This window comes from Brevibacillus thermoruber 423 (assembly GCF_000454065.1).
GTDB classification, from domain to species: Bacteria; Bacillota; Bacilli; order Brevibacillales; family Brevibacillaceae; genus Brevibacillus; species Brevibacillus thermoruber.
This window is the reverse complement of the sequence record NZ_KE695650.1, coordinates 514237-534082: the sequence shown is the minus strand read 5'-3', so window position 1 is coordinate 534082 and position 19846 is coordinate 514237. Positions and strand designations below refer to the sequence as shown.

23 protein-coding genes and 4 tRNA genes are annotated in these 19846 nt (G+C 56.3%); 5 read left to right on the top strand and 22 right to left on the bottom strand.

Features of this window, described 5'->3' with window-relative positions; translation table 11 throughout:
- The first annotated feature begins 366 nt into the window (after nt 1-366).
- Entirely contained in the window at nt 367-813 is a 447-nt protein-coding gene (locus M516_RS0110880; RefSeq protein ID WP_029099150.1) for a hypothetical protein, read from the top strand.
- A 112-nt stretch (nt 814-925) separates the two neighbouring features.
- Here the strand turns inward: M516_RS0110880 and M516_RS0110875 are convergent, their stop codons facing one another.
- The 3 genes from M516_RS0110875 to M516_RS26155 form a co-directional block, all read right to left on the bottom strand.
- Nucleotides 926-1912, bottom strand: coding sequence for an NADPH:quinone oxidoreductase family protein (locus M516_RS0110875; RefSeq protein ID WP_029099149.1), 987 nt, complete (start codon nt 1910-1912; stop codon nt 926-928).
- 205 nt (nt 1913-2117) lie between these two features.
- A complete protein-coding gene (locus M516_RS23295) occupies nt 2118-2912 on the bottom strand; it encodes a DUF817 domain-containing protein (protein ID WP_035289447.1) in 795 nt (264 codons plus the stop codon).
- A gap of 751 nt (nt 2913-3663) precedes the next feature.
- The gene (locus M516_RS26155; protein WP_255433485.1) at nt 3664-3786 is read right to left on the bottom strand and encodes a hypothetical protein; all 123 of its coding nucleotides are present in this window, start codon (nt 3784-3786) and stop codon (nt 3664-3666) included.
- A 110-nt stretch (nt 3787-3896) separates the two neighbouring features.
- Between M516_RS26155 and M516_RS0110855 the strand changes: the two genes are divergently transcribed.
- Nucleotides 3897-4163 (top strand): hypothetical protein, encoded by a 267-nt coding sequence (locus M516_RS0110855; RefSeq protein ID WP_029099147.1) that lies wholly within the window; start codon nt 3897-3899, stop codon nt 4161-4163.
- Between the two features lie 183 nt (nt 4164-4346).
- Nucleotides 4347-4532 (top strand): DUF6199 family natural product biosynthesis protein, encoded by a 186-nt coding sequence (locus tag M516_RS26310; protein ID WP_035289444.1) that lies wholly within the window; start codon nt 4347-4349, stop codon nt 4530-4532.
- 88 nt (nt 4533-4620) lie between these two features.
- Here the strand turns inward: M516_RS26310 and M516_RS0110845 are convergent.
- The 8 genes from M516_RS0110845 to M516_RS0110810 all read right to left on the bottom strand — a co-directional run bounded on the left by M516_RS0110845 (nt 4621) and on the right by M516_RS0110810 (nt 7473).
- Nucleotides 4621-4694: transfer RNA gene (locus M516_RS0110845), tRNA-Gly, on the bottom strand.
- A 27-nt stretch (nt 4695-4721) separates the two neighbouring features.
- A tRNA-Leu gene (locus M516_RS0110840) sits at nt 4722-4807 on the bottom strand.
- A 42-nt stretch (nt 4808-4849) separates the two neighbouring features.
- Nucleotides 4850-4934 (bottom strand) — tRNA-Tyr (locus M516_RS0110835).
- Between the two features lie 13 nt (nt 4935-4947).
- Nucleotides 4948-5023 (bottom strand) — tRNA-Thr (locus M516_RS0110830).
- 113 nt (nt 5024-5136) lie between these two features.
- Nucleotides 5137-5445, bottom strand: coding sequence for a hypothetical protein (locus M516_RS0110825; RefSeq protein WP_029099146.1), 309 nt, complete (start codon nt 5443-5445; stop codon nt 5137-5139).
- Between the two features lie 356 nt (nt 5446-5801).
- Nucleotides 5802-6368 (bottom strand): thioredoxin family protein, encoded by a 567-nt coding sequence (locus tag M516_RS0110820; protein WP_029099145.1) that lies wholly within the window; start codon nt 6366-6368, stop codon nt 5802-5804.
- Between the two features lie 337 nt (nt 6369-6705).
- On the bottom strand, nt 6706-6906 hold the full coding sequence (locus tag M516_RS0110815) for a hypothetical protein (RefSeq protein ID WP_029099144.1): 201 nt from the start codon (nt 6904-6906) through the stop codon (nt 6706-6708).
- Nucleotides 6907-7179: 273 nt separating this feature from the next.
- A complete protein-coding gene (locus tag M516_RS0110810; protein WP_029099143.1) occupies nt 7180-7473 on the bottom strand; it encodes an Mpo1-like protein in 294 nt (97 codons plus the stop codon).
- A gap of 315 nt (nt 7474-7788) precedes the next feature.
- Between M516_RS0110810 and M516_RS0110805 the strand changes: the two genes are divergently transcribed.
- Nucleotides 7789-8967 (top strand): CapA family protein, encoded by a 1179-nt coding sequence (locus M516_RS0110805; protein ID WP_029099142.1) that lies wholly within the window; start codon nt 7789-7791, stop codon nt 8965-8967.
- A gap of 221 nt (nt 8968-9188) precedes the next feature.
- On the opposite strand, the gene M516_RS0110800 is transcribed toward M516_RS0110805, so the two are convergent.
- Together M516_RS0110800 and M516_RS0110795 are read right to left on the bottom strand one after the other, a co-directional pair.
- On the bottom strand, nt 9189-10037 hold the full coding sequence (locus M516_RS0110800) for a permease prefix domain 1-containing protein (RefSeq protein ID WP_029099141.1): 849 nt from the start codon (nt 10035-10037) through the stop codon (nt 9189-9191).
- Nucleotides 10034-10375: a PadR family transcriptional regulator gene (locus tag M516_RS0110795; protein ID WP_029099140.1), complete on the bottom strand. Its 342-nt coding sequence runs from the start codon at nt 10373-10375 to the stop codon at nt 10034-10036. Before M516_RS0110795 ends, M516_RS0110800 begins: the two co-directional genes overlap by 4 nt.
- A 245-nt stretch (nt 10376-10620) precedes the next feature.
- Here M516_RS0110795 and M516_RS0110790 point away from each other — a divergent pair, with 245 nt between their 5' ends.
- A complete protein-coding gene (locus M516_RS0110790; RefSeq protein WP_029099139.1) occupies nt 10621-11367 on the top strand; it encodes a YwaF family protein in 747 nt (248 codons plus the stop codon).
- Between the two features lie 154 nt (nt 11368-11521).
- On the opposite strand, the gene M516_RS0110785 is transcribed toward M516_RS0110790, so the two are convergent.
- The 9 genes from M516_RS0110785 to M516_RS0110745 all read right to left on the bottom strand — a co-directional run bounded on the left by M516_RS0110785 (nt 11522) and on the right by M516_RS0110745 (nt 19669).
- Entirely contained in the window at nt 11522-12064 is a 543-nt protein-coding gene (locus M516_RS0110785; protein WP_029099138.1) for a TlpA family protein disulfide reductase, read from the bottom strand.
- 13 nt (nt 12065-12077) lie between these two features.
- The gene (locus M516_RS0110780) at nt 12078-12788 is read right to left on the bottom strand and encodes a cytochrome c biogenesis CcdA family protein (RefSeq protein ID WP_029099137.1); all 711 of its coding nucleotides are present in this window, start codon (nt 12786-12788) and stop codon (nt 12078-12080) included.
- Nucleotides 12789-13043: 255 nt separating this feature from the next.
- Entirely contained in the window at nt 13044-14561 is a 1518-nt protein-coding gene (locus tag M516_RS0110775) for a two-component system sensor histidine kinase NtrB (protein ID WP_029099136.1), read from the bottom strand.
- A gap of 136 nt (nt 14562-14697) precedes the next feature.
- Nucleotides 14698-16461, bottom strand: coding sequence for an aromatic amino acid hydroxylase (locus M516_RS0110770; RefSeq protein WP_029099135.1), 1764 nt, complete (start codon nt 16459-16461; stop codon nt 14698-14700).
- Between the two features lie 218 nt (nt 16462-16679).
- The gene (locus tag M516_RS0110765) at nt 16680-16970 is read right to left on the bottom strand and encodes an antibiotic biosynthesis monooxygenase family protein (protein WP_029099134.1); all 291 of its coding nucleotides are present in this window, start codon (nt 16968-16970) and stop codon (nt 16680-16682) included.
- A 75-nt stretch (nt 16971-17045) separates the two neighbouring features.
- Nucleotides 17046-17954 (bottom strand): hypothetical protein, encoded by a 909-nt coding sequence (locus M516_RS0110760; protein WP_029099133.1) that lies wholly within the window; start codon nt 17952-17954, stop codon nt 17046-17048.
- 62 nt (nt 17955-18016) lie between these two features.
- Nucleotides 18017-18697: a thiamine phosphate synthase gene (gene thiE / locus M516_RS0110755; protein WP_029099132.1), complete on the bottom strand. Its 681-nt coding sequence runs from the start codon at nt 18695-18697 to the stop codon at nt 18017-18019.
- Nucleotides 18694-19326, bottom strand: a complete 633-nt coding sequence (thiE, locus tag M516_RS0110750) for a thiamine phosphate synthase (protein WP_029099131.1) — start codon at nt 19324-19326, stop codon at nt 18694-18696. The genes thiE (M516_RS0110755) and thiE (M516_RS0110750) overlap by 4 nt, the downstream gene beginning before the upstream one ends.
- Complete coding sequence (locus M516_RS0110745) at nt 19307-19669, bottom strand: hypothetical protein (RefSeq protein ID WP_029099130.1); 363 nt, start codon at nt 19667-19669, stop codon at nt 19307-19309. Before M516_RS0110745 ends, thiE (M516_RS0110750) begins: the two co-directional genes overlap by 20 nt.
- Nucleotides 19670-19846: the final 177 nt, after the last annotated feature.

Below are 19846 nucleotides of genomic sequence, written 5' to 3'. Positions count from 1 at the left end.
CAGTACCATCATACAGGCTGGGAAAGAGGGTTTCCACAAAAATTTGAAATATTCGGCTTATTGAAGGGAACAAAAATGTGAAACGAACAGAAAACGCCATACGAAAACTCCTTTCCTTGGGAAAACACTCGTTCCCTATTCGTAACAAATGTTTGGAAATGTCTCGTTCTCTTGCTTCAGGCGTTCGAAAATATTTTTCGACGTGACTTCTATCTTCGCGTGGGATGAGGTTTCCGTAGATGCACCCTTTCCTTTCGTCAAGCGTATCCCTTCCATTTCTCTCCCGAACCGCTTCGTTGTTCACGTAACCAAATAGACGATCCGTTCGTCATACGGTATGAACTCCAGTTCCAAGGGGGGCTCGCGGTGATAAAAAATGGCTGGTATGTCATTACAGGTTCCTATTTTGTTACCCTATTCCTTACGTCATGGATGTACACCGCTATCACGAAGCTGCCGATTGACCGGTATCGAGACATTTCGGGACTGGTCATAGGCTCTGTTATGGTGGTCATCCCGTATCTTGTTGGTGGTCTTTACGCAGGGATCTCTCATAAACGAGGAGCAACAAGAGCAGCCGTGTGGATCAGTATGGTCCCCGCCATCTCGGAAAAGTTTCTGATTTTTCTGATTGGCGCCTGCTTTGTCGCGGTGGAAGGGAACCGTGTCACGTGGGAAAATGTCATGATGTTCGTCAGCGCCGAAGCCGTTCCCTATTTTACAAATGCGTACCTATTGACATTCCCCTTGTCTGTTCTGGTAAGTGTTGCGGCAGCAGCGTGCATCCATGTCCGAACCGGATCGAAGGAATAAACGATGCTTCAAACGGAACGGATGTGTTGGCAAAAAAACCTGCCTCCGCGCAGGAGGCAGGTTTTCCTGACGAACTGCCCGACAGCGTTAGGTGTCAAGGCATGTGATTCGCTTACAAGCGAACAATGGTTCTTCCGCGCACGTCCCCTTTTAGGATGGCGGAGACGGCCAAGGGAATCTCATCCAGTGCGATTTCGTATCCGATGCTGTCCAACAGGTTCTCCGGCTTGAGATCCTCCGCCAATCGCTCCCACAGCTTCACACGGACGTCCATCGGGCAGTAGACCGAATCGATTCCCAGCAGATTGACGCCCCTCAGGATAAAGGGAAATACCGTACCGGCAAATTCCGATCCGCCTGCCAGTCCGCTGAGCGCAACAGATCCCCCGTATTTGATGGAGCTTACGACAGAGGCCAGGGTTTTTCCGCCAACCGGATCCACAGCAGCCGACCACCGCTCTTTTTGCAATGGACGGGTGTCGGTCAGCTCGTCACGACTGAGGATTTCCGCTGCTCCAATCTTATGTAAATACTCATGTTCAGACGCTTTTCCCGTGCTTGCTGCCACATGATAGCCGTTCTTGGCCAGCATCGCCACTGCTGTGCTGCCAACCCCGCCAGTCGCACCCGTTACAAGAACAGGTCCCCGATCCGGATTCACCCCGTGTTCTTCCAACCGTTGGATGGACAGTCCCGCCGTAAAGCCCGCCGTACCGAGTGCCATCGCTTCTTTCAAGGTCAGCCCCTGCGGCAGTTTCACAACCCAGTCGGCCGGCACGCGGGCGTATTCACTGAATCCGCCAAAATGGGACACCCCCAGTTCGTAACCCGTGACAATCACGTCGTCCCCTTCGCGGAAACGGGGATCGCGCGATGCCGCAACCGTGCCGGCCAAATCGATGCCCGGAACAAACGGGTATGATTTGACGATCCGGCCATTCGGAGTGCATGCAAGACCGTCTTTATAGTTGACGCTTGAATACGCGACCCGAATGGTGACGTCACCGTGCGGCAAATCGTCGAAGGTCAATTCTTTTACGTTCAAGGATAATGAATCTTCCGTCTTTTCAACCACCAATGCACGAAAATGAGTCGTCAATGGTTTCACCCCGCCAGAACATATCGTCTACGATGGTCTTATTCTACCAAACGAAACAATTCCCTTCATGAAATGAAATGTGGACGGAAAGGCGTGCGCATTGCAGCATGTCTGGTTCGGCAATACATTTGTGCCGACAGCACCGGTTGCGCACGCCTTGATCATCGTCCATTTCGTTACCGGCTGGAGGTTTTTACCGGGGAGACTACACCGGCTTGTCCTGAGAGGAGTGCTGCACGAGCTGCTGCTTGACGTACTTTAGTTCAGCCACGATGATAAAGCTGACGATCACAAGCAAAAACCAGGAGCTGATCTTGCTCAGGTGCACCAGCTCCCATCCTTCCCGCTGATGCGGATAACGCCAGGCACCGAAAAACGTCGCGATGTTTTCGGCAATCCAGATAAAAAAGCCGATCAAGAAAAACGACAGGGGCAGCGGCATCCACAGGCGTTCTTCGGCCACGCGAAAGGTGACGCGGGTACGCCAGAACACCACGAAGATAGCGGCGGTCAACACCCAGCGCATGTCCCAAACATAATGATGGGTAAAAAAGTTTAGATAGATGGCAGCCCCGAGCGTCACGACGAACAAATGATGCGGCCGGCCCATGATATCGACCTCCAGACGGCGCCACGCCTGGCACAGATAGCTGGCCACGCTTGCGTACATAAAACCGCTGTAGAGAGGCACGCCAAATATCTTCGTGTAGGCCTCTTCCGGATACGACCAGGACCCCATGTGCACCTTGAACACCTCCAGTATCAGGCCGATCAAGTGAAACACGGTAATGACCTTGAGCTCGTCCTTTGTTTCCAACCCGCTTTTCACCATCAGCACCTGAAATGCCAGGCAAAGCAGGAGCAGCAGGTCGTATCGGGGAAGACCCGGTATGGCGACGAGCTTGGACAATGCCAGGGCAGCAAAAATGAAAACCGGAAAGAGGCAGGACATCGCCTCCTGATAGGTAAAGTGCAGAAGAAGCCGAACAAACCGTCTCATGTGATAACCTCACCTGCAGATGTGGGCTGCTGCCGGAAGGTCATCGGGGTACCCGACTCTCCCGCATCCGGCGTACAGTCGGGCATCGGGGGAACCGGCGTGTACGTTTGTTTCATTGGACAGATCCCGTTGCAAAGGAACATCCTGCGCCTTGGGGATAGCAGATGGTTTCTATTTTTCCAAGTTGATTTTACCATGGTTTCGCCGTGTGGTACCAGTGGCGCGAACGTTCTTTCCCGACTTTCCCATATTTCCCGTGTCCCCCAGGATCATGGCCGGCTCATTTCTTGCCGGGACCGTGATTGTCATAGGATACCATACTGCCGATCTGGGCCAGCTCACACCGCAGGCAGGAAATAAACGTCCCCGGAATGAATGGTGAAACCTTGTGAACCATGGTATCTTCAAACACGAGGTGATGATTGTGGATGATTCGTATGACGACCTGAGACGTGATGTGCAGATCGGCCATGAGATCGAGTTTGTGTACAAGAGCCGTAGATTTTCCATTACGCAGGCTCAAACGGGTTGGGTTTTGTCCGAATTCCAGGGATCATTTCAAACATTCACCACGTATAATGAGCTGCTTGAACATGGGAGGATTGACGGCCATTGCCTTGCAGACATTTGGGGCAGCGTCGTTGTCGAAACAATCTTCTGACGGCCTCTGGTACTGTTGTGGGAAATCAGCCCGCGTTCTTGATGGTCCAGTGAAATGCATCCGGTTCGTCCTCCCGCTTGGCTCAACTCTTCATGATTGCGATGGCACACCGCCTTTTTGCACCTTCTTGGTCTGTTGAGAAATCGGGATATGGACGGCTTTGATCCGCTTCTCCTGACTGTCCGAATCGTACGTTCCGACTTTCATCCCCATTCTCGTACCTCCATCCATCCTATCGTGTGTTGTGTTACGTAACTTGATCATTTACACTATCTTTTACATGCACTACCAATTTTTTAATACCCAGGTGGAGAGGTTTCAACATGAATAAACATAAGACAAAACAACCCATATGGGCTTGGATCGTGATTGTTTTAACAGGGGGATGCCTGATTCTACTTGGTTCTTCAGCGTGGGCGCTTTTTGCCATTCCGCTGCTAATGGCAGGTTTTTCTACTGATTCGCCAAGTACTCCAAAATACGTGCCAATCCTGATATTGATTATCGGTTACGGCATATTGATCGGCTGGGCTCTGCTTTTCTATACTGCAATTCGTTCTGTTATACGAGCGTTTAAAAAGAAAGCATAACGCAATCATGTTCTTCTTCCAGTAATGGAGCAGGTTTAGAAAGGAATGCCGGACTATACTGGCTAGTCCGGCTTTTTGCATTCCTCCGTGTATTTGGAAGTAGCAGAACCCGAAACCTATCGAAACGTTTCATGCAAAAAAACGTAACATGAAAGTAGTTATCATGATCCAAAGGAGGCCAACATGTTCCTTTTTGGTGTACTTCTCATTCTGCATGGCCTGTTGTCCATCATCTCTCCGCAAATCTTGTGGTTTCTAACGGAAGGATGGACATTCAAAGATGCAGAGCCGTCAGATGCCGTCACCATCTTTGGCAGAATCTTCGGGGTATTTACTCTTGTTGTCGGTATATACCTCGTCTCCCGTTGATTACACGTTGAGCATTGCGCCCGTTTATCCACCCTCGAAAGCCCCCCTAGAAAATAAAAAAAGCCTTGATTTCTCAAGGCTTTTCGTATGGAGCGGGTGATGGGAATCGAACCCACGCCGCCAGCTTGGGAAGCTGGAGTTCTACCATTGAACTACACCCGCATCGGCGAGAGGATTGGGCTGGGAAGATGGTGCCGGTGAAGGGACTTGAACCCCCACTCCATTGCTGGAAACGGATTTTGAGTCCGTCGCGTCTGCCATTCCGCCACACCGGCACGTCTGTATATTGTTATAGCAGATTGGTGAGAAATCGTCAATGGTGGGGAGAGACGGATTCGAACCGCCGAACCCAGAGGGAGCAGATTTACAGTCTGCCGCGTTTAGCCACTTCGCTATCTCCCCGTATGAATGCCCGTGGTGCCGGCGATAGGAATCGAACCCACAACCCCCTGATTACAAGTCAGGTGCTCTACCAATTGAGCTACACCGGCAGGTAAGCGCCCTCTCCCATTTCCCATTTTTATCCTCAGTGAAAAAGGAGGAGACGCTTTTAAATCTATCATATTAAACTATCGCATGTCAATAGAAAATTTCCGAGAAAATTTCATTTCCCCTGTTCTTCGAGAATGCGTCCCGCCCACTCGTGAAAAACCGGCAGCGCCTGCTCCACGTCGGGGAACACCTGCTCCGCTTCGCAGACGAAGTCGGGAAAATCGGTGATGCGGTTCTTGCGGATGCGGACGCCGTCCGATTCGCACTTGATCTCCAGAAAGTGCGGGACCGGCTCGTCCACGCCCCATTGATTCTCCACGAACTCATAGGTACGCACCCATTCCAGAATGCGAATTTCCCCTGGTTTCAGGCGGAGCACTTGTTCCAGGGACATAATCGTCTCATTTCCGTAGTAATGCATGCTCGTCATCCCTTCTGCTGCACCTCCGGTCGTGTTTCGCGTTTCGAGCCTGGCCGGAGGATTTCCGTACTGCCGCTACACTGTCGGGGCAGCGTTTTCCTGTTGAGGTCAGTTCGCCGGCGTGCCCTTTCATTTCCGCAAAGAAAGACGGGATCGCCGCGTCTCCCGTCCCGTTTTGCTCTTCCGTCGCAAGAACCCCTCTGTCGCTCTATTGTCCCCAGATGAACGACCGGGGCTTGGGGGAAGTTGTTCTTTGCTGCATCGGGCAGCCGGCACGCAAATCAGATACGTTCCGATACCGGACTTGCAAGAGAAAGAGAACCTCCCCACGTTGCGGCCGGAAGCCCATCTTTCACCTAGATCGAGGAAAGCAGTTCTTTCAGTTCTTTGACAATCACTGCCTGGTAGCCCGTTCCCTCGCCGTACTTCTCCAGCATCTCCGCGCGGGCAAGCTTGATCTTTTCCTCGTAATCCGGCGCGCTGCGGTCCGGGTTTTGCTGTTTGAAGGCAACCATTACGGCTTGGACGTGCTGCGGGCGCGGTCCCCATTTCCCCAGCACATGGCCGCCCGTGTCGGCAAAGATGGCGATGGGAATCGCTCTGCCGCCCATGGTGAGAAACTGGTCCATCAGATCGAGATGTTCTTCCATCACCAGTACTTCCACAGGCATTTCCGTCTCTTCCAACGCGCGGAACAAGACGGGCACATTGCGCACGACGTCTCCGCACCAATCGGCGGCCAAAATCAGACAGCGCAGGTCGTCACGGTGGCGCAGCGAGGCGAAAAACTGCCGCTCCTCTTCACTCGGCCAGGAAAATGCCTGATACCACCCGGCAAAGGCTTCCTTGTTTTTGCTCATGGTGTCCATGAACGCCTGGGGCTTCAATCCGCTTCCAAACTTGTGGGCCACATTGACCGACATGGTTTCCCCTCCTCGATTTCCACTGTACCGTTCTAGCTTTCCACACGGCCGAACGAAAATCCTCTTTCTCCCCGCACGCAGCGAAGATCCCCGCGGCTTTTGCGGCCAGGAAAGCTCTCATCTCCCCAAAACAAGTCCTGCCCCGGCCTGCAGAGCCAGCGCAGGGACCATCGCTCTCCGTCTGCAACTGTTCGCCCCCGATTGCATCGGCCTTTCGCCTGCGCGGATGGCGGCACCGGCACCAGGGCTCGTCCCGTGCGAGGTTTTCCTGCCGTCGCCTTCATTCCAGACCATCCCCCAAAAAAACAAACAGCGCGGGCTGGCGCTGTCGTTTCCATCAAGACCGGGGAGCCGTAAGAATGCAGGGCACACCGCAGCCGATCGCCCCCGGGCGCGACATCTTGTCGACGTACGCCATCCCTCGAGCGCACGGCTGCTTGCACACTTTACAGGTCTCGGACGTGACGATTTTCAGATTCAACTGGTTGGGATGCTGCCGGGATTCCCGATTCGTCTTTGCCTTTTTCGGTTTTGCCATCCGTTCTCCCCCCTCCGCCCCTGGATCGATTTATTGTATGAAGGAGAACAACCCTGTTCTTTAGGCAAGGACACAAAACGGAGAGACCCGCCGGAAATTGGGCCGGGAGCGGAAAAGATGCGGCCCGGTTTCGGTTCGCCCGGAGCGGAATAGATGCCGCACGGTTTTGGTTCGCCCGGTGTCTCGCCATGACGGTGTCGGCACAAAACAGCCGGCGCGCAGCAAGCGCCTCCGGCCGTTCGTCATGGCCCCGGTCCGCTGTGGATTACCTCCTCACCGGTACGGCTGGCCGGTGAGAAACCCCCACAGCCGCTTCAGTATCCACCACGGTCCGATCAGCAGAAAGACGGGATTTTTCAGAAAGGAGGGAGGATTCCCCTCAACGTAGTGGCCGACAAATTGGAAGATCCACCCGACGATGAACAGGCCGAGCGCCCACTTCCAGCTCCAGAAAAAGAGCGGCAGGGAAATGACGATCATGGGAATGCCGAACGCGTGGGTCAGCTTGTTGACGGGATGCTGGTGGTCGCGCTTGTACCGTTCCAAAAAGGACACCTTTTCCTCCATGTGAAAGACCTCCTTTTTTCAATATTCTAACACTTTGGAGTGCTGCCTTGGAAGCCGTTCACTGCCGTATTTTCGCTGCTTTCCCACGACGGATCGCCCATTCGTCTCCCCATCTGGGCCTCATGACCGGATGGACGATTCTTTGGTAACGGGAAAGACGGCCGGGTGGAACCATACGGTCGCTCGTGAACGGAGGACTTGCGCATCATATTGGCCGTCATGGGCCGCTTTTCATTGGGGATCGCGGTAAAGGATGGTATAATGAGGAAGCGTGTGCTGTCAGAGAAAAACCGTGATGTTACAGGTGGGAGAGCGATGGATCGGACCAGAACGGAACGGGTCAAGGCCGAACAGAGGAAAAAACGGCGCAGACGCCTGTACATGACGCTCAACGGCGTCATGCTCGGCGTGCTGTTCCTTCTGTTCTTCGGGTTGTATCGGATGGAGAATCCACACAGGGAGACTCCCCAACAGAGCGGAAGCGGTCAAACGGAACAAGCCGGCGAGGCGCCAGCAGGCGACGACAGCGGCGGCGAGCCGACCGTCACGCTCAGCTTTGCGGGAGACACCATGATGTCCGGCCACGTGGAAACGAGGTTGAGGGAGAACGGCTTCGATTTTCCGTTTGTGCACGTAACATCGCTGTTTCAGCAGGATGATTTTACCGTCGCCAATTTGGAAACACCCGTGACCACGCGCGGTACGCCCGCTGCCAAGACCTTTGTGTACAAGTCGCCGCCGGAAGCGGTTCCGGCGATGAAAGCGGCCGGGATTGACCTGGTCAATCTGGCGAACAACCATTCCATGGACCAGGGCGTACAAGGCCTGCTTGACACGTTTCGCGTACTGGATGAAAACGGGATCGCCTATGTCGGCGCCGGCGCAGATGCAGCCCGCGCGTACGCTCCGGTGTTTGTCGAACGAAACGGCATCACCATCGCGTTCTTCGGCTTCAGCCGGGTTGTTCCGGAAGTCAGTTGGTACGCCGGCAAAAACAAGCCGGGGCTCGCCGTCTCGTACGACCCGACCCGCGCTGTGGAGGCGATTCGCACGGCACGATCCGAAGCCGACCTCGTCGTCGTGATCGCTCATTGGGGCAAGGAGAAAGTGGATGTCCCCGTCGATCACCAAAAGGAGCTGGCCCGCGCCTACATCGACGCCGGCGCCGATCTTGTCGTCGGCGGTCATCCGCACGTGCTGCAGGGGTTCGAATCGTACCGCGACAAGTGGATCGCGTACAGTTTGGGCAATTTCATTTTTACGCGTGCCGCGGAGCCGAAAACCTGGGAGACCATGGTGCTGCAGGCGACGTGCACGAAACAGGGAGCCTGCACCCTGAAGATGCTGCCGTACCACGCGGAGTTGGGACAGGCGGTGCCGATGAACGAGGCGGATGGCGCCCACCTGCTCAAGCGGATCGAATCCATCTCGACCCATGTCAGGATCGACCCGGACGGCAGCGTGCATGACGGGACTGCCCAGACGGCGCAATGAACACGCGGCAGGAAACACCCCGCCCGCACGCAAACCTCTCCGGAACGCAAGCATCCCCGAATCGTGCAGCGGGTTTCCGGCATCCGCTCGGTCTTTCCCCACCGAACACAAGCCAAGGCGCGCGTTCGGGGCGGCCCCGTTTACGCCCCGCGCCGACGTATGGATCACAAAAAAGGAGCCGGGAATCCAGGCTCCTTCTCATGTACGTATCGAAGCACCTTTCATTCATGCAGGGGACGCCATCTCCATTCGTTTCTGGCTGCCCGTTTCCCCATCCACTCGTAAACCAAATACCCCAACACGTTACAGAAGGCAAAGACAAGGATCCACCCCATGTGCAACCGGCCATGATGATACGCATTGATCGATGCCCAAATCGTGAACAATGTCGCGTAAATCGCAGCACCTACAAAGAACACAAAGGGGATCACCGGAAAAATCCGCTTTGATTCCATATGCACGTACCAGTCGGCACCGCCTATATCATACCCCAGGTCCATCAGCATCCAATCAGGAGCCGATACCGATTTTTCGTACTGGTAGGCGGGTATCGCTTCATTTCGATGGTAGGAGTGGATGCCCGTTTCGGTTTCCCTTTTCACATCATCCATGTGATAGATTTGAAGGTGGACAATCTGTTCTTTCTCATGTACCAAGGTTTTTATGTCCTGTTTCATGTCGTCGGAAATCGCTTCTTTCTTTCCTAACATTCCGACTATTTGCTCCGCGACAGCGAGGTTTTCCTTCCGATGTCCGTTGTCAACTGCCCATAACACTCCACATGCAATGGAAGTAAGGACAAAGATGGTGACTGCGATCGAAAGCACCCGTTTTGCAAATATTTTCTGTGTGGTAAACAATTGACCCACAACAGCACGCATTTCTTTCTCCCCGCCAAATCGGTCAATGGCAATTGCAATGGCTTCCTGCTCTGATTTTCCCTCTCGTTTTAATTCGTCAACGGCTTCCAACAAATGACTTTTCATTTCTGCCTTTAATTCTTGTATCTCCTGTTCATTCCCCCCTACATGTTGATACACCGAATCGACAAAAGCTTCAATTTGCTTCATTTGTTTTCTCCCCCTCCCAAAAACGAATCCATCATGGTTTTCACAAACTGCCACTCCGCACGTTTTTCTTCGAATGCCTCTTTCCCAAGCGACGTAAGGGTATAATATTTTCGTCTTCCGCCTGGACCTTGCTCGTCTCCCCAGTACGATTCAATCCATTTATGTTTTTCCAGCCGCTTCAACGACAGATACAGTGTTCCCTCCTTTATCTCGAATTGTCCGCCGCTTTTTTCCCGAACGCATTTCGCCAACTCATATCCATACATATCCCTGCTGTACAACAGCGAAAGAATAATCGTATCAATATGACCTTTCAGCACTTCTTTATTGATCTCCAAAAGGGTCACCTCCTGTTTTCACTATAATGCATATTACTATATAATGCAAGGTATTCGTTTTTAAAAATCACCCACGAGGTTTGCACGCGGCTGCGCCTGTGAAGGAAGCCTGTTCGGGAATCGTTACGGCTCCGGCACTCCGATTTGTCGTATGAATCGGAATGTTTTACAATCTGGTTAGCCGACACCATGAAAGGAACCCGACCGTCACATTGGCCAACCGGCACCTTCAGGGAGGATGCGCGATGACTTCACCTTTTCTTTCCTACACCATTACCGGGGAACCGTTTCGCCTGTTTTCCGTTCCCCATCTGGCCGCACTGGGACTCTTGTGCTGTGCCGCGCTGATCCTGTACCTTTCCCGAGCCAGGTGGAGGAAACGCGCGGCGAACCGCGTTCTTCGTTTGTCGCTCGCGGCCCTTCTCCTGGCGACGGAACTTTCCTTTCAGTGGTGGCACGTGCTGACCGGGTGCTGGTCGGCTGCCTATACCCTGCCGCTGCAGTTGTGCAGCGTGTCGCTGCTGCTGTCGGTGCTGATGCTCGTGAGAAAGAGTTACCGGCTGTACGAAATCACCTATTTCACGGGGCTGGGCGGAGCCGGGCAGGCGCTTCTTACTCCCGACCTGTTTTATCCCTTTCCCCATTTTCGCTTTTTCCACTTTTTTATCGCCCATGCGGCCATCATCCTGGCGTGTCTTCACATGACCTGGGTGGAACAGTATCGGCCCACCCACCGCTCCCTGTGGAAAGCGATGGGCTTTCTCAACCTGCTCCTGCCCGTCGTTGTGGTGGTCAACCATGTGACGGGAGGCAACTACATGTTTCTCTCCCAAAAACCGGCCAACCCCAGCCTGCTTGACTATTTGGGACCGTATCCGTGGTACATCCTCTCGCTTGAAGCGGTGGCTCTCGTGTTGTTTTACGTGCTTTACCTCCCGTTCACCCTGGGCAGACGGGTAAAACCATCCGCCGCTGCCGGGCTGACCGACTGAACAAATGCGCCGCGTACCGCCCCGACATGATACCGCCATCGGCTCCGCACGTATCACCAGGTTCAGCCTTTCAAATGGAAGAAGGAGCGGCTGTGAATGGCTGCTCCGGCAGGACCGGGTGGCCCAAAAGAAAAACCGCCGCGATGTGCAGCGGTCAGGGCTTCTCGGCCAGCAGTTTGCGTACTTCCTGCTCCAGAACGGACGCGTCGATCATGCCGATGATGGTTTTGCGGACGATTCCCTGCCGATCGATCAGATACGTGGTGGGAAACGCCTGAATCCGGTAACGGTTGGCGACTTCGCCGGTCATGTCCATCGGCACGGGAAACGGCAGCTCGTACGTCTGCACAAAGGTTTTCGCGCCGTCCACGCTGTCGTCACTGGTCACGTTGATGGCGTACAGATCCACCTGCTGTCCGAATTTCTGGTAGAACTTGCGCAGTTCCGGGGCTTCCATCCGGCACGGACCGCACCAGGAGGCCCAGAAATTCAGGATGAGCGGCTTGCTGCGCTTGCCGTTGAGCTGGTACGTCTGCTTGTCCATCCCGGTCAGGGTGAAATGGGGGGCTTCGTAACCCTGTACCGGCTTTTGTTCCGCTTTCGGTTCCGCCATGACCGTCGGGCTTTGTCCCGTTTGCGGCCAGACGACCAGTCCGACAGAGAGGGCTACAAACATTGCGAGCAGCAGTCTTTTCATCTCTTCACCTCGTTTAGAATCCGGTAAAGCCTCCGTACAGTTGAATCAGGACGCGGGTGATTTCCGTCAGCTTATCGGTATACAACAAGATGCCGAACAGGACCATGACTGCACCGCCCAGTTTCATCAGCCGGTCCGAGTACTTGACAATCGCGCCGACCTTGCTGATGAAAAACGTCATGAGGAAGAACGGGATGGCAAACCCCAGGGTGTAGGCCAGCGTGTAGGTCAGCGCACGGGTCGGATCGGTCACGCCCAGCACGATGATGCCGGAGAGGATCGGACCTACACACGGCGTCCACCCCGCCGCATAGGTGATGCCGACCAGTATGGACCCAGTATACCCCAACGGGCGGGATTTTAAATCAACCTTCCACGTCCGCATCATCCAGTCCATTTGGAACACGCCGAGCAGGATCAGGCCGATCACCGCCAGGAGAATGCCGCCCAGTTGGCGGATCAGGTCTTTTTTCTCGGCGAACAGACTGCCCAGCCAGGACGTGGACAGTCCCAGCGCGACAAAGACGATGGAAAAACCGAGAATGAAAAACAGGGTATGCAGCAAAGCCTGCCGTTGAAAGACCGCCCTCCCCTTCTTCACCTCGTCCATGGTGATGCCGGTCACATAGGACAAAAACGAAGGGTAGAGCGGCAGACAGCACGGGGAAATGAAGGAAAGAAAACCCGCGCCAAAGGCCAGCAGTACGGAAAGATTTCCACTCATAAATACCTCCGAGGGCAGCGTTTTGTACTATTGTAATGGAAGCGGTCCTTGTCCCAAAAGTGGCTCGGACACTTTGCCTCAAAAACGTTGGAATTTTATTTACATAACATACATTATGGTAACTTTTCTCGACCGATCGTTCCCATGCAAAAGAGACGAATGAAGCAGTCATCCGTCTTTTTCTCGTTGATATGTATCCGTCCCACCGCGGGTCAGTCAGGACGAGGTCTGTGCCTGCTTTCTCTGCCGCCCGTTTTACCGCACGGAAATCGGCAGCCGAACCTCAAACCGCGCCCCGCCCAACTGCGGCGAATTGTCCGCGAAGATCTCGCCGCCGTGATCGACGATGATCCGCTGCGTCGTGGACAGCCCCAGCCCCGTTCCATCCGGTTTGGTCGTGTAAAACGGCACGAACAGATTTTGCTTGACGCTGTCGGACAAGCCCATGCCGTCATCCTCCACGGTGATGACGACCTGATTGATCGACGCGTACGCCGACACCTGAACGACCGACCCTTTTGCAGCCAGTGCCTCCAGCGCATTTTTCAGGATATTCAAAATCGCCTGTTTAATTCGCGCGCGGTAGCCGTAGACATGCCACTGTTCGCCGGACCAGTTCAGTTCCAGCCGGATGCCCCGTCTGTTTGACTCCGGCTCCAGCAGGCGAATCACGCCCAGCACTTCCTCCATCACCAAAAACCGTTCGGCCACGATCTTGTCGTCCCGGTAGCGGGCCAGGACGAGCACGTCGTTCAGCAGCCCGTCGATCCGCTCGATCTCGGTCAGGATGACGGAAAAATACGATCGGTTTCCCTCCGTCTCCATCTGTTCCCGCAGCAGTTGAATAAAGCCTTTGATCGAGGTCAGCGGGTTGCGGATTTCATGAGCCATGCCGGCCGCCAGTTGACCCACGGCGGCGAGCGCTTCCCGCTTGGTCAGCTCCTCATCGTACCGCTTGCTCTCGGTAATGTTGCGCAGCACGGCGATGGCTCCCCACAGCTCCCCCTTGTGATAAATCGGGCTGGTGCTGACCGTTGTCCACTTGCCATTGTACTCCGCCACATAATGGCCGGACTGGCCGCGCTCCACCACCCACTGCAGAAAGCGCTCGCATTCCCGCGGGCGAAACATCTCGTCGATCTGCTTGCCGATGATTTGCTCCCGCTCCACCTGGAGCAGGTCGGCCAGGGCGTAGTTGGCCTCCACGATCCGCAAGTCCTTGTCGATCATCAGCACGGCGATGTCCGTCGACTTCAAGACGAGCTGGACGAGTTCCTGTTCCGCCACTTCCGTAAACGGTTCACCGGCGGAGAGAGCGTTCTCGGGCCGGTGCTTGTCCTCGCGCTCGTTCATTTGACAGGTTTGTACCACTGCGTCTATAAGCTTGTCGACAAAACGAAACACGTCCATCTGCATGGAAGAAAATGTGGGCCATTCCGCGGGCGTTTGAATCAACTGCTCCGCATCCGCCTGCAACTGCTCCACGATCACGTCACGTCCCAGCCGGATCATTTCCAGGACGCTGGCGAGAGGCATGCCCTGCTTGACCCGATTCAACGCGAACTCCCGCATCTGCTGTTCCAGCATGAAACCGTTCCCCGTTTCCAGGAAATCCGCCACTCCCTTGATCAACTGTTCCAGAAGAGACAGGGTGTGCGGGTCGTCTGCCGTGAGCAGATCGGGGATTCGATTGTGGTTCGACAAAAACGAATACGCTTTGGCCGCCAGATCAGGGGCCAGACTGGTTACGCGCATACAGACACGTTTTTTCACTTCCCACTGGCTCCTTCATGCTTGTTTCCATTTTGGATTTCGTCCTTCATTTCCTATTATCGCCAAAAGGTTGTCGCCATGTAAAGCGGCGTGATGATCGGCTCGGACGTTTCACGCCGCTTTTACCGCCGGAGAATCACTTTCCGATCAACAACAGTCCGTTATCGATCAACTGTGCCTGTTCCCCGTCTTTCTCACGCAGCGCTTCCAACGCGCGGCGAAGATGTGCCTGTTTGTCCGGGAGCAGGCAGCGTTCGTGGAGAATTTCCAGGATTTCCAGACGAATCAGCCAGTCGTCCGGAAACGCCTCGTCTGCTTCCCGCACCACCTCCGCCAGTACGCGCTGCGCCGTCTCAGCCGCGGGGGCCTGTTCGCGGATGTCGCGCACCCGTTGATACAACCGGTGCAGCCGTTTTTGCTCCGGACTGTACACGGGGCGTCTGGCGTTGACGGCTGAGGGCTTGTGCGTGCCGGTGGCAAACGCTTCGCGGTCTGCCGCTCCCGCAAAGACGGAGACGATTTTTTCGCCGACCGCCATGTCGTACGTCCCCCACTCGGCCCGGAACAGCGTTTTTCCCCGGTAGGTGACGGTGCAGTTGTCAAATCCGATCAATACGATCTTTCCGTTTTCCCGTCGAATGTACGCCACTCTGCCGACCACCTGTACACCGGAGGCAAAGGTCAGTGTGGCTGTCCGGTCCGCAACGATCCCGTACACTTCAAGCTGCCCGTCGGTAAACGCCTCCAGCGGGGTGGGTTCTCCGGCAAGCAGGCCGATCGGAGAGCCGAAGCCTTCCGCGTGACAGGTCTTGCCGTGACCGGGAAGTTCCTTGCCGCCCACGGCCAGCGCAGTCGGTCCCGCCGTCTTCAGGTAGACCGCTTCGCCCCTGTCGTCAAATTCCAGCTCGCTCAGCACGCCGCTCACCTGCAGACCGGAACTGTACACCGAGGTGGACGTCTGCGGCATTTTGCTCGCCTTGATCAGGCTCTCCGTGCCGCCGACGGACATGGCCATGGTTTTGGCAAATTCCTGCACGGCTTCGATCAGCTCGTCAAAATCCCTGCAGACGAACAACTGCGGCTGCGGTTTGGTGATGTCGTAATCCGTTTCGATGCACGCCTGGAGGGAAAAGGGAATTTTCCGCACGTCGTCTTTCAGGCAGCTCATGCTTTCCCCCACCGATGACAGCAGGCCGGCGCCGTAAATCTGCGGATTCTCCAGGTCGCCGATCAGCCCGTATTCCACCGTCCACCAGTAGAGGCGGGCAAGCTGGTTGGCCTCGGATACTTCCTGAACCGCCTGCGCTTTTTGCTCCAGTTCCAACTCCGCCGCCCGGATCTCCGCTTCGGTGGAATGGGGATCTTCCTTGACGATCGACAGCAGCCGGATCGCCTCGTACAATTCGTAATCCTCGCGGGAGGAAAGCGCGCGGGAGCCGATTTCACCGAAGCATTTGAGGTAAGAACGGTACTTTTCGTCTTTGATGATCGGCGCGTGTCCCGCCGCCTCGTGGATGATGTCGGGCGCCGGCGTGTACGCGATGTGCTCGTACTGGCGGATGTCGCAGGCGATGGGCAGGATGCCGTGCGCCTGGAAGTCAAAAAACGCCACGGCCGGAATAAAGCCGTTGATGGTGACGGCCCCCCAGCCGATTTGGGCCAGGCTTTCGTTCATCTCCCGGATGTTGGGGATGCGCTCCACACTGATACCGGACGTACGCAGCCCGTCCACGTAAGCGGCGTGGGCCGTCTTGCTGAGAAAGCTGAGATTTTGCCGCATCACGTAACGCCAGACGGCATGGTCGACGGGCGTGTACCGCTCGTAATCCTGTTCCACAACAAACTCTCTGAGATGAACGGGCACCTGCACCAGAGAAAAATCGGATTCCACACGATTCATTCTCACTGCCTCCTCAACAGGGTATACATGAAAACGCTTTCTCCTCTCGCTCTATCATATCACGATCCGGACGAAAATTGTGCAAAAAATGTTTATTGTTCAACTTATCTGGATATACACCTGTTGAAAGGAGGAACCCACGCAAGGCACCCGCCTGCTGTTTTGGCTGACGAATGCCTTGTCCGCTGGCATGCTTTTGCTGTCGTGCTTTTGCCGCGCTACGAATGGGCTTTTACTTGATAGGTGCGCAGGTCGGAGCGCACCGGGCTGTTCGGGTTGCTGTTCGCATGCGCCCGCTTGAAGGCCTCGCTCTGGGTCCAGTTGAGGAAGTCCTGCTCGCTTGTCCATTTGGTAAAGACGATGTACTCGTCTCCCTCTGTCGGCGCCAGGAAGAGAAACTCCAGGAAGCCGGGCACGTTTTTCATGCGTTCACCGCTCTCGCTGAACGCCTTTTCCAAATGGGCCCGGTAATCGTCCGGGACTTTCAGTCGGTTCATCGATACGTACACGATCGTCACGTCCTTTGCCTGTTGTTTTCTTCCATTATACAGCAAAAGCGGGAAACGAAAAAACCGCAGACACGCTCAATCGCGTCTGCGGTTGATCTGCTGTTCCAGCATGATGTCCATCAGCAGCAAATCCTGCAGCGGGTCCTTGGGATCGGTCGTCAGCAGCGCCGAGACGGCCGCCATGGCGCAGCGGACGGCATGATACGAGTAAAAGGCGTCCCGCTCCGCGTCGTTGGACAGCGACAGGTCGGACAAATCCTGAACCGGATAGGGAAAGTCGCTCTCCAGTCCGGCCCTGTCCAGCACGATCAAGGCCTGTTTGATGGCGATCAGCGCGGCGCTGACGCTGATCCCGTATTCCTGGCGCAGTTCGTCCCACACCTGAAACGCTGAGCGCTCCACCCGTTCCTGATTGGGCCGGATGATGATCCCCGTCTTTCGCCCTTCTTTCAGGAGCCAGTCGACAAAGATGTCATGGCGGGGCGGAAACGCATACACCTGCAGTTTCAGCTCCAGCTCCGTGGGAAAGTCTTTGGCGAACCGGGCGTGCGCCAGCGACATTTCGTAACGGCGGGACGGGTGGCCGGGAACCGTGACAAACACCGTCTCCTGACGGATGGCCGCGATCTGCAGTTTGGTCCGCGCCGGAATGCGCGCCTGAGGAGCCTTTTCCCGGCGGATGTTGCCCGGAATCAGTTCGGTGCCGAACTGATGGTACTCCAGCGGCGAATCAATCCATGGGATCGGCTCGCGGGACTGGATTTCGTACAGTCCGTTGAAGGTGATCCATTCCCCCGGACGGCGCTGGCTGCGGATCAGCACGGCGTGCCGCTCATCCTCCGGGGCCGTCTCCCCCGTCAGGCCGTCAGCCGCGGGGGACAGCTTCCTGTGTTCGATCAACACGCAATCGGTCAACTGCAGCCTTTCCAAAAGCTCCCGCTTGCTGACCCATTCGTACCCGATGCGGTATATGCGATGTTTCATCTTCTCCACCTCCCTCGCCACTTCGGAGGGCACTGTTTTGTTCGTTACCGTACGTTATGCGGTCAGCTTGGCTGCCCGTTCGCCAAATCTTCCGCGATGCGCTTCAGTTCTCTGGCCGCTTCCGCGGGCGATGGGGCCCGGGTGATCGCGCTGATGACGGCGACGCCATCCGCTCCCGCCGCCAGCACGTCCCGCGCATTGTCCAGCGTGATGCCGCCGATGCCGACGATCGGCAGTCCGCTCCCGACCGCCTCCCGGATGGCCCGCAGTCCCGCGGGTCCAATCGGCTCCCCGGCGTCCGGTTTGGATGCGGTCGCGTACATCGCTCCGACCCCCAGGCAGTCGGCTCCGCCTGCCTGGGCAGCCAGCGCTTCCTCCACCGTCCCGGCGGATACGCCTATGTACATGTGCTCGCCAACCAGCTCCCGCACCTGGGCGAGCGGCATGTCGTCCTGCCCGACGTGGACGCCGTCCGCTTCCAGCCGCACGGCCAATTCCACGTCGTCATTGACGACAAACAGCGCCCCGTACTGCCGGCACAGGGCCTTCATCTCCTGGCCCAGACGAAACCGCTCTTCGTCCGTCAGGCGGCTCCCCTTGTCCCGCAGCTGCAGCGTCCCGACGCCTCCGGCCAGCGCCTCCCGGACAATGGCCAGCGTGCGCTCGGTCGAATAGCCGCAATCCTGCGTGCCCACCACAAAATAGACCTGCATGCTTTTCCGCAAGTGTTCACGGTCTCTCATACCTGACTCTCCTTCCATCGATCCAGCGCCTCCCGGTACGCACGCGCCGCCGCCGCCGGGTCGCTCGCCGCCGTAATGCCGGACAGCACGGCGACCCCCGCGCAGCCCGCCGCCAGCACCTGACCGGCGTTTTCCGGCGTGACCCCGCCGATGCCGATGACGGGAATCCTCACCTGTGCAGCGATCTCCCGCAGTTCGTCCGTTCCGCGCGGCGCCAAGCCGGGTTTGGACGTACTGGGAAAAACGTGACCGTACAAGAGGTAATCCGCTCCCTCCGCAGCCGCCTGCCGCGCTTCGTCCAGCGAATGAACCGACCTGCCGATCCGCTGCCCCGGCTTCAACACCCGGCGGGCTTCCGTCGGAGTCAAGCTGTGGTACGCGAGATGGGCCCCCCTGCACCCGGCCGCCGCCGCCACGTCCACCCGGTCGTTGACCAGAATCCGCTCTCGGGGCATGACCCGGGCCAGCGCTTCCACCCACTCCATGCACTCCCGGGCGGTCCGCTGCTTTTCGCGGATGTGCAGGCAGTCCATCCCGCTCAAAAAGGCGGCCTCCGCCACCCTCAGCACCTCATCGAGGGACTGCCTGCCGCTGGTGATGACGTGCAGTTCAGGATGCCGGGGTTCCATATGCCCCTGCCCCTTCTGTCAGCGCCGACAAGCACTCCCGCAGCCAGCCCGCCGTTTTGTCCTCCTGGCCCTCCGGCACGCGGGCCAGCATCTCTCCAACCAGCCGACGGAGCAAAAACGATTGCGGCAGCGTCAGCGGAAACGTGACCGTTTTCGGCTTCGTCTCTCGCCCCTCCAGCTTCTGCACCCCGGCCAACAGGATATCGGCAATGGATTCCACCAGATTTCGCATCGGTTCCTGCTGCTTCATATCGTCGTAGCAGCCGTCGAACAGCCGGCACAAAATCAAAAACGCCTGTGTCGACAGCGTCACCGGCTGTACGTCCTGCATCGGTTCGGTCACGGTCGCTCCCTCCACTTGTTGAGAAACTCCCATTATTATATCACTAGCCGATGCGGCTCCGCCAAGCCCGCAAATCGCATTCGACACCCGGCTGCGGGTCGTACAGGAGTGAAGTGGGAAAGAGTAAAGACATCCGCGCAAGGAAAAACCGCCGGATTCACCGGCGGTTTCGTGTTT

Coding starts and splice junctions, on each gene's coding strand:
- M516_RS23295 (WP_035289447.1), bottom strand. CDS start 2,912: ATGAGACGGTTTGTTCGGCTTCTTCTGCACTTTACCTATCAGGAGGCG.
- M516_RS26155 (WP_255433485.1), bottom strand. CDS start 3,786: ATGGGGATGAAAGTCGGAACGTACGATTCGGACAGTCAGGAGAAGCGG.
- M516_RS0110855 (WP_029099147.1), top strand. CDS start 3,897: ATGAATAAACATAAGACAAAACAACCCATATGGGCTTGGATCGTGATT.
- M516_RS26310 (WP_035289444.1), top strand. CDS start 4,347: ATGTTCCTTTTTGGTGTACTTCTCATTCTGCATGGCCTGTTGTCCATC.
- M516_RS0110825 (WP_029099146.1), bottom strand. CDS start 5,445: ATGCATTACTACGGAAATGAGACGATTATGTCCCTGGAACAAGTGCTC.
- M516_RS0110820 (WP_029099145.1), bottom strand. CDS start 6,368: ATGTCGGTCAATGTGGCCCACAAGTTTGGAAGCGGATTGAAGCCCCAG.
- M516_RS0110815 (WP_029099144.1), bottom strand. CDS start 6,906: ATGGCAAAACCGAAAAAGGCAAAGACGAATCGGGAATCCCGGCAGCAT.
- M516_RS0110810 (WP_029099143.1), bottom strand. CDS start 7,473: ATGGAGGAAAAGGTGTCCTTTTTGGAACGGTACAAGCGCGACCACCAG.
- M516_RS0110805 (WP_029099142.1), top strand. CDS start 7,789: ATGGATCGGACCAGAACGGAACGGGTCAAGGCCGAACAGAGGAAAAAA.
- M516_RS0110800 (WP_029099141.1), bottom strand. CDS start 10,037: ATGAAGCAAATTGAAGCTTTTGTCGATTCGGTGTATCAACATGTAGGG.
- M516_RS0110790 (WP_029099139.1), top strand. CDS start 10,621: ATGACTTCACCTTTTCTTTCCTACACCATTACCGGGGAACCGTTTCGC.
- M516_RS0110785 (WP_029099138.1), bottom strand. CDS start 12,064: ATGAAAAGACTGCTGCTCGCAATGTTTGTAGCCCTCTCTGTCGGACTG.
- M516_RS0110780 (WP_029099137.1), bottom strand. CDS start 12,788: ATGAGTGGAAATCTTTCCGTACTGCTGGCCTTTGGCGCGGGTTTTCTT.
- M516_RS0110770 (WP_029099135.1), bottom strand. CDS start 16,461: ATGAATCGTGTGGAATCCGATTTTTCTCTGGTGCAGGTGCCCGTTCAT.
- M516_RS0110760 (WP_029099133.1), bottom strand. CDS start 17,954: ATGAAACATCGCATATACCGCATCGGGTACGAATGGGTCAGCAAGCGG.
- thiE (WP_029099132.1), bottom strand. CDS start 18,697: ATGAGAGACCGTGAACACTTGCGGAAAAGCATGCAGGTCTATTTTGTG.
- thiE (WP_029099131.1), bottom strand. CDS start 19,326: ATGGAACCCCGGCATCCTGAACTGCACGTCATCACCAGCGGCAGGCAG.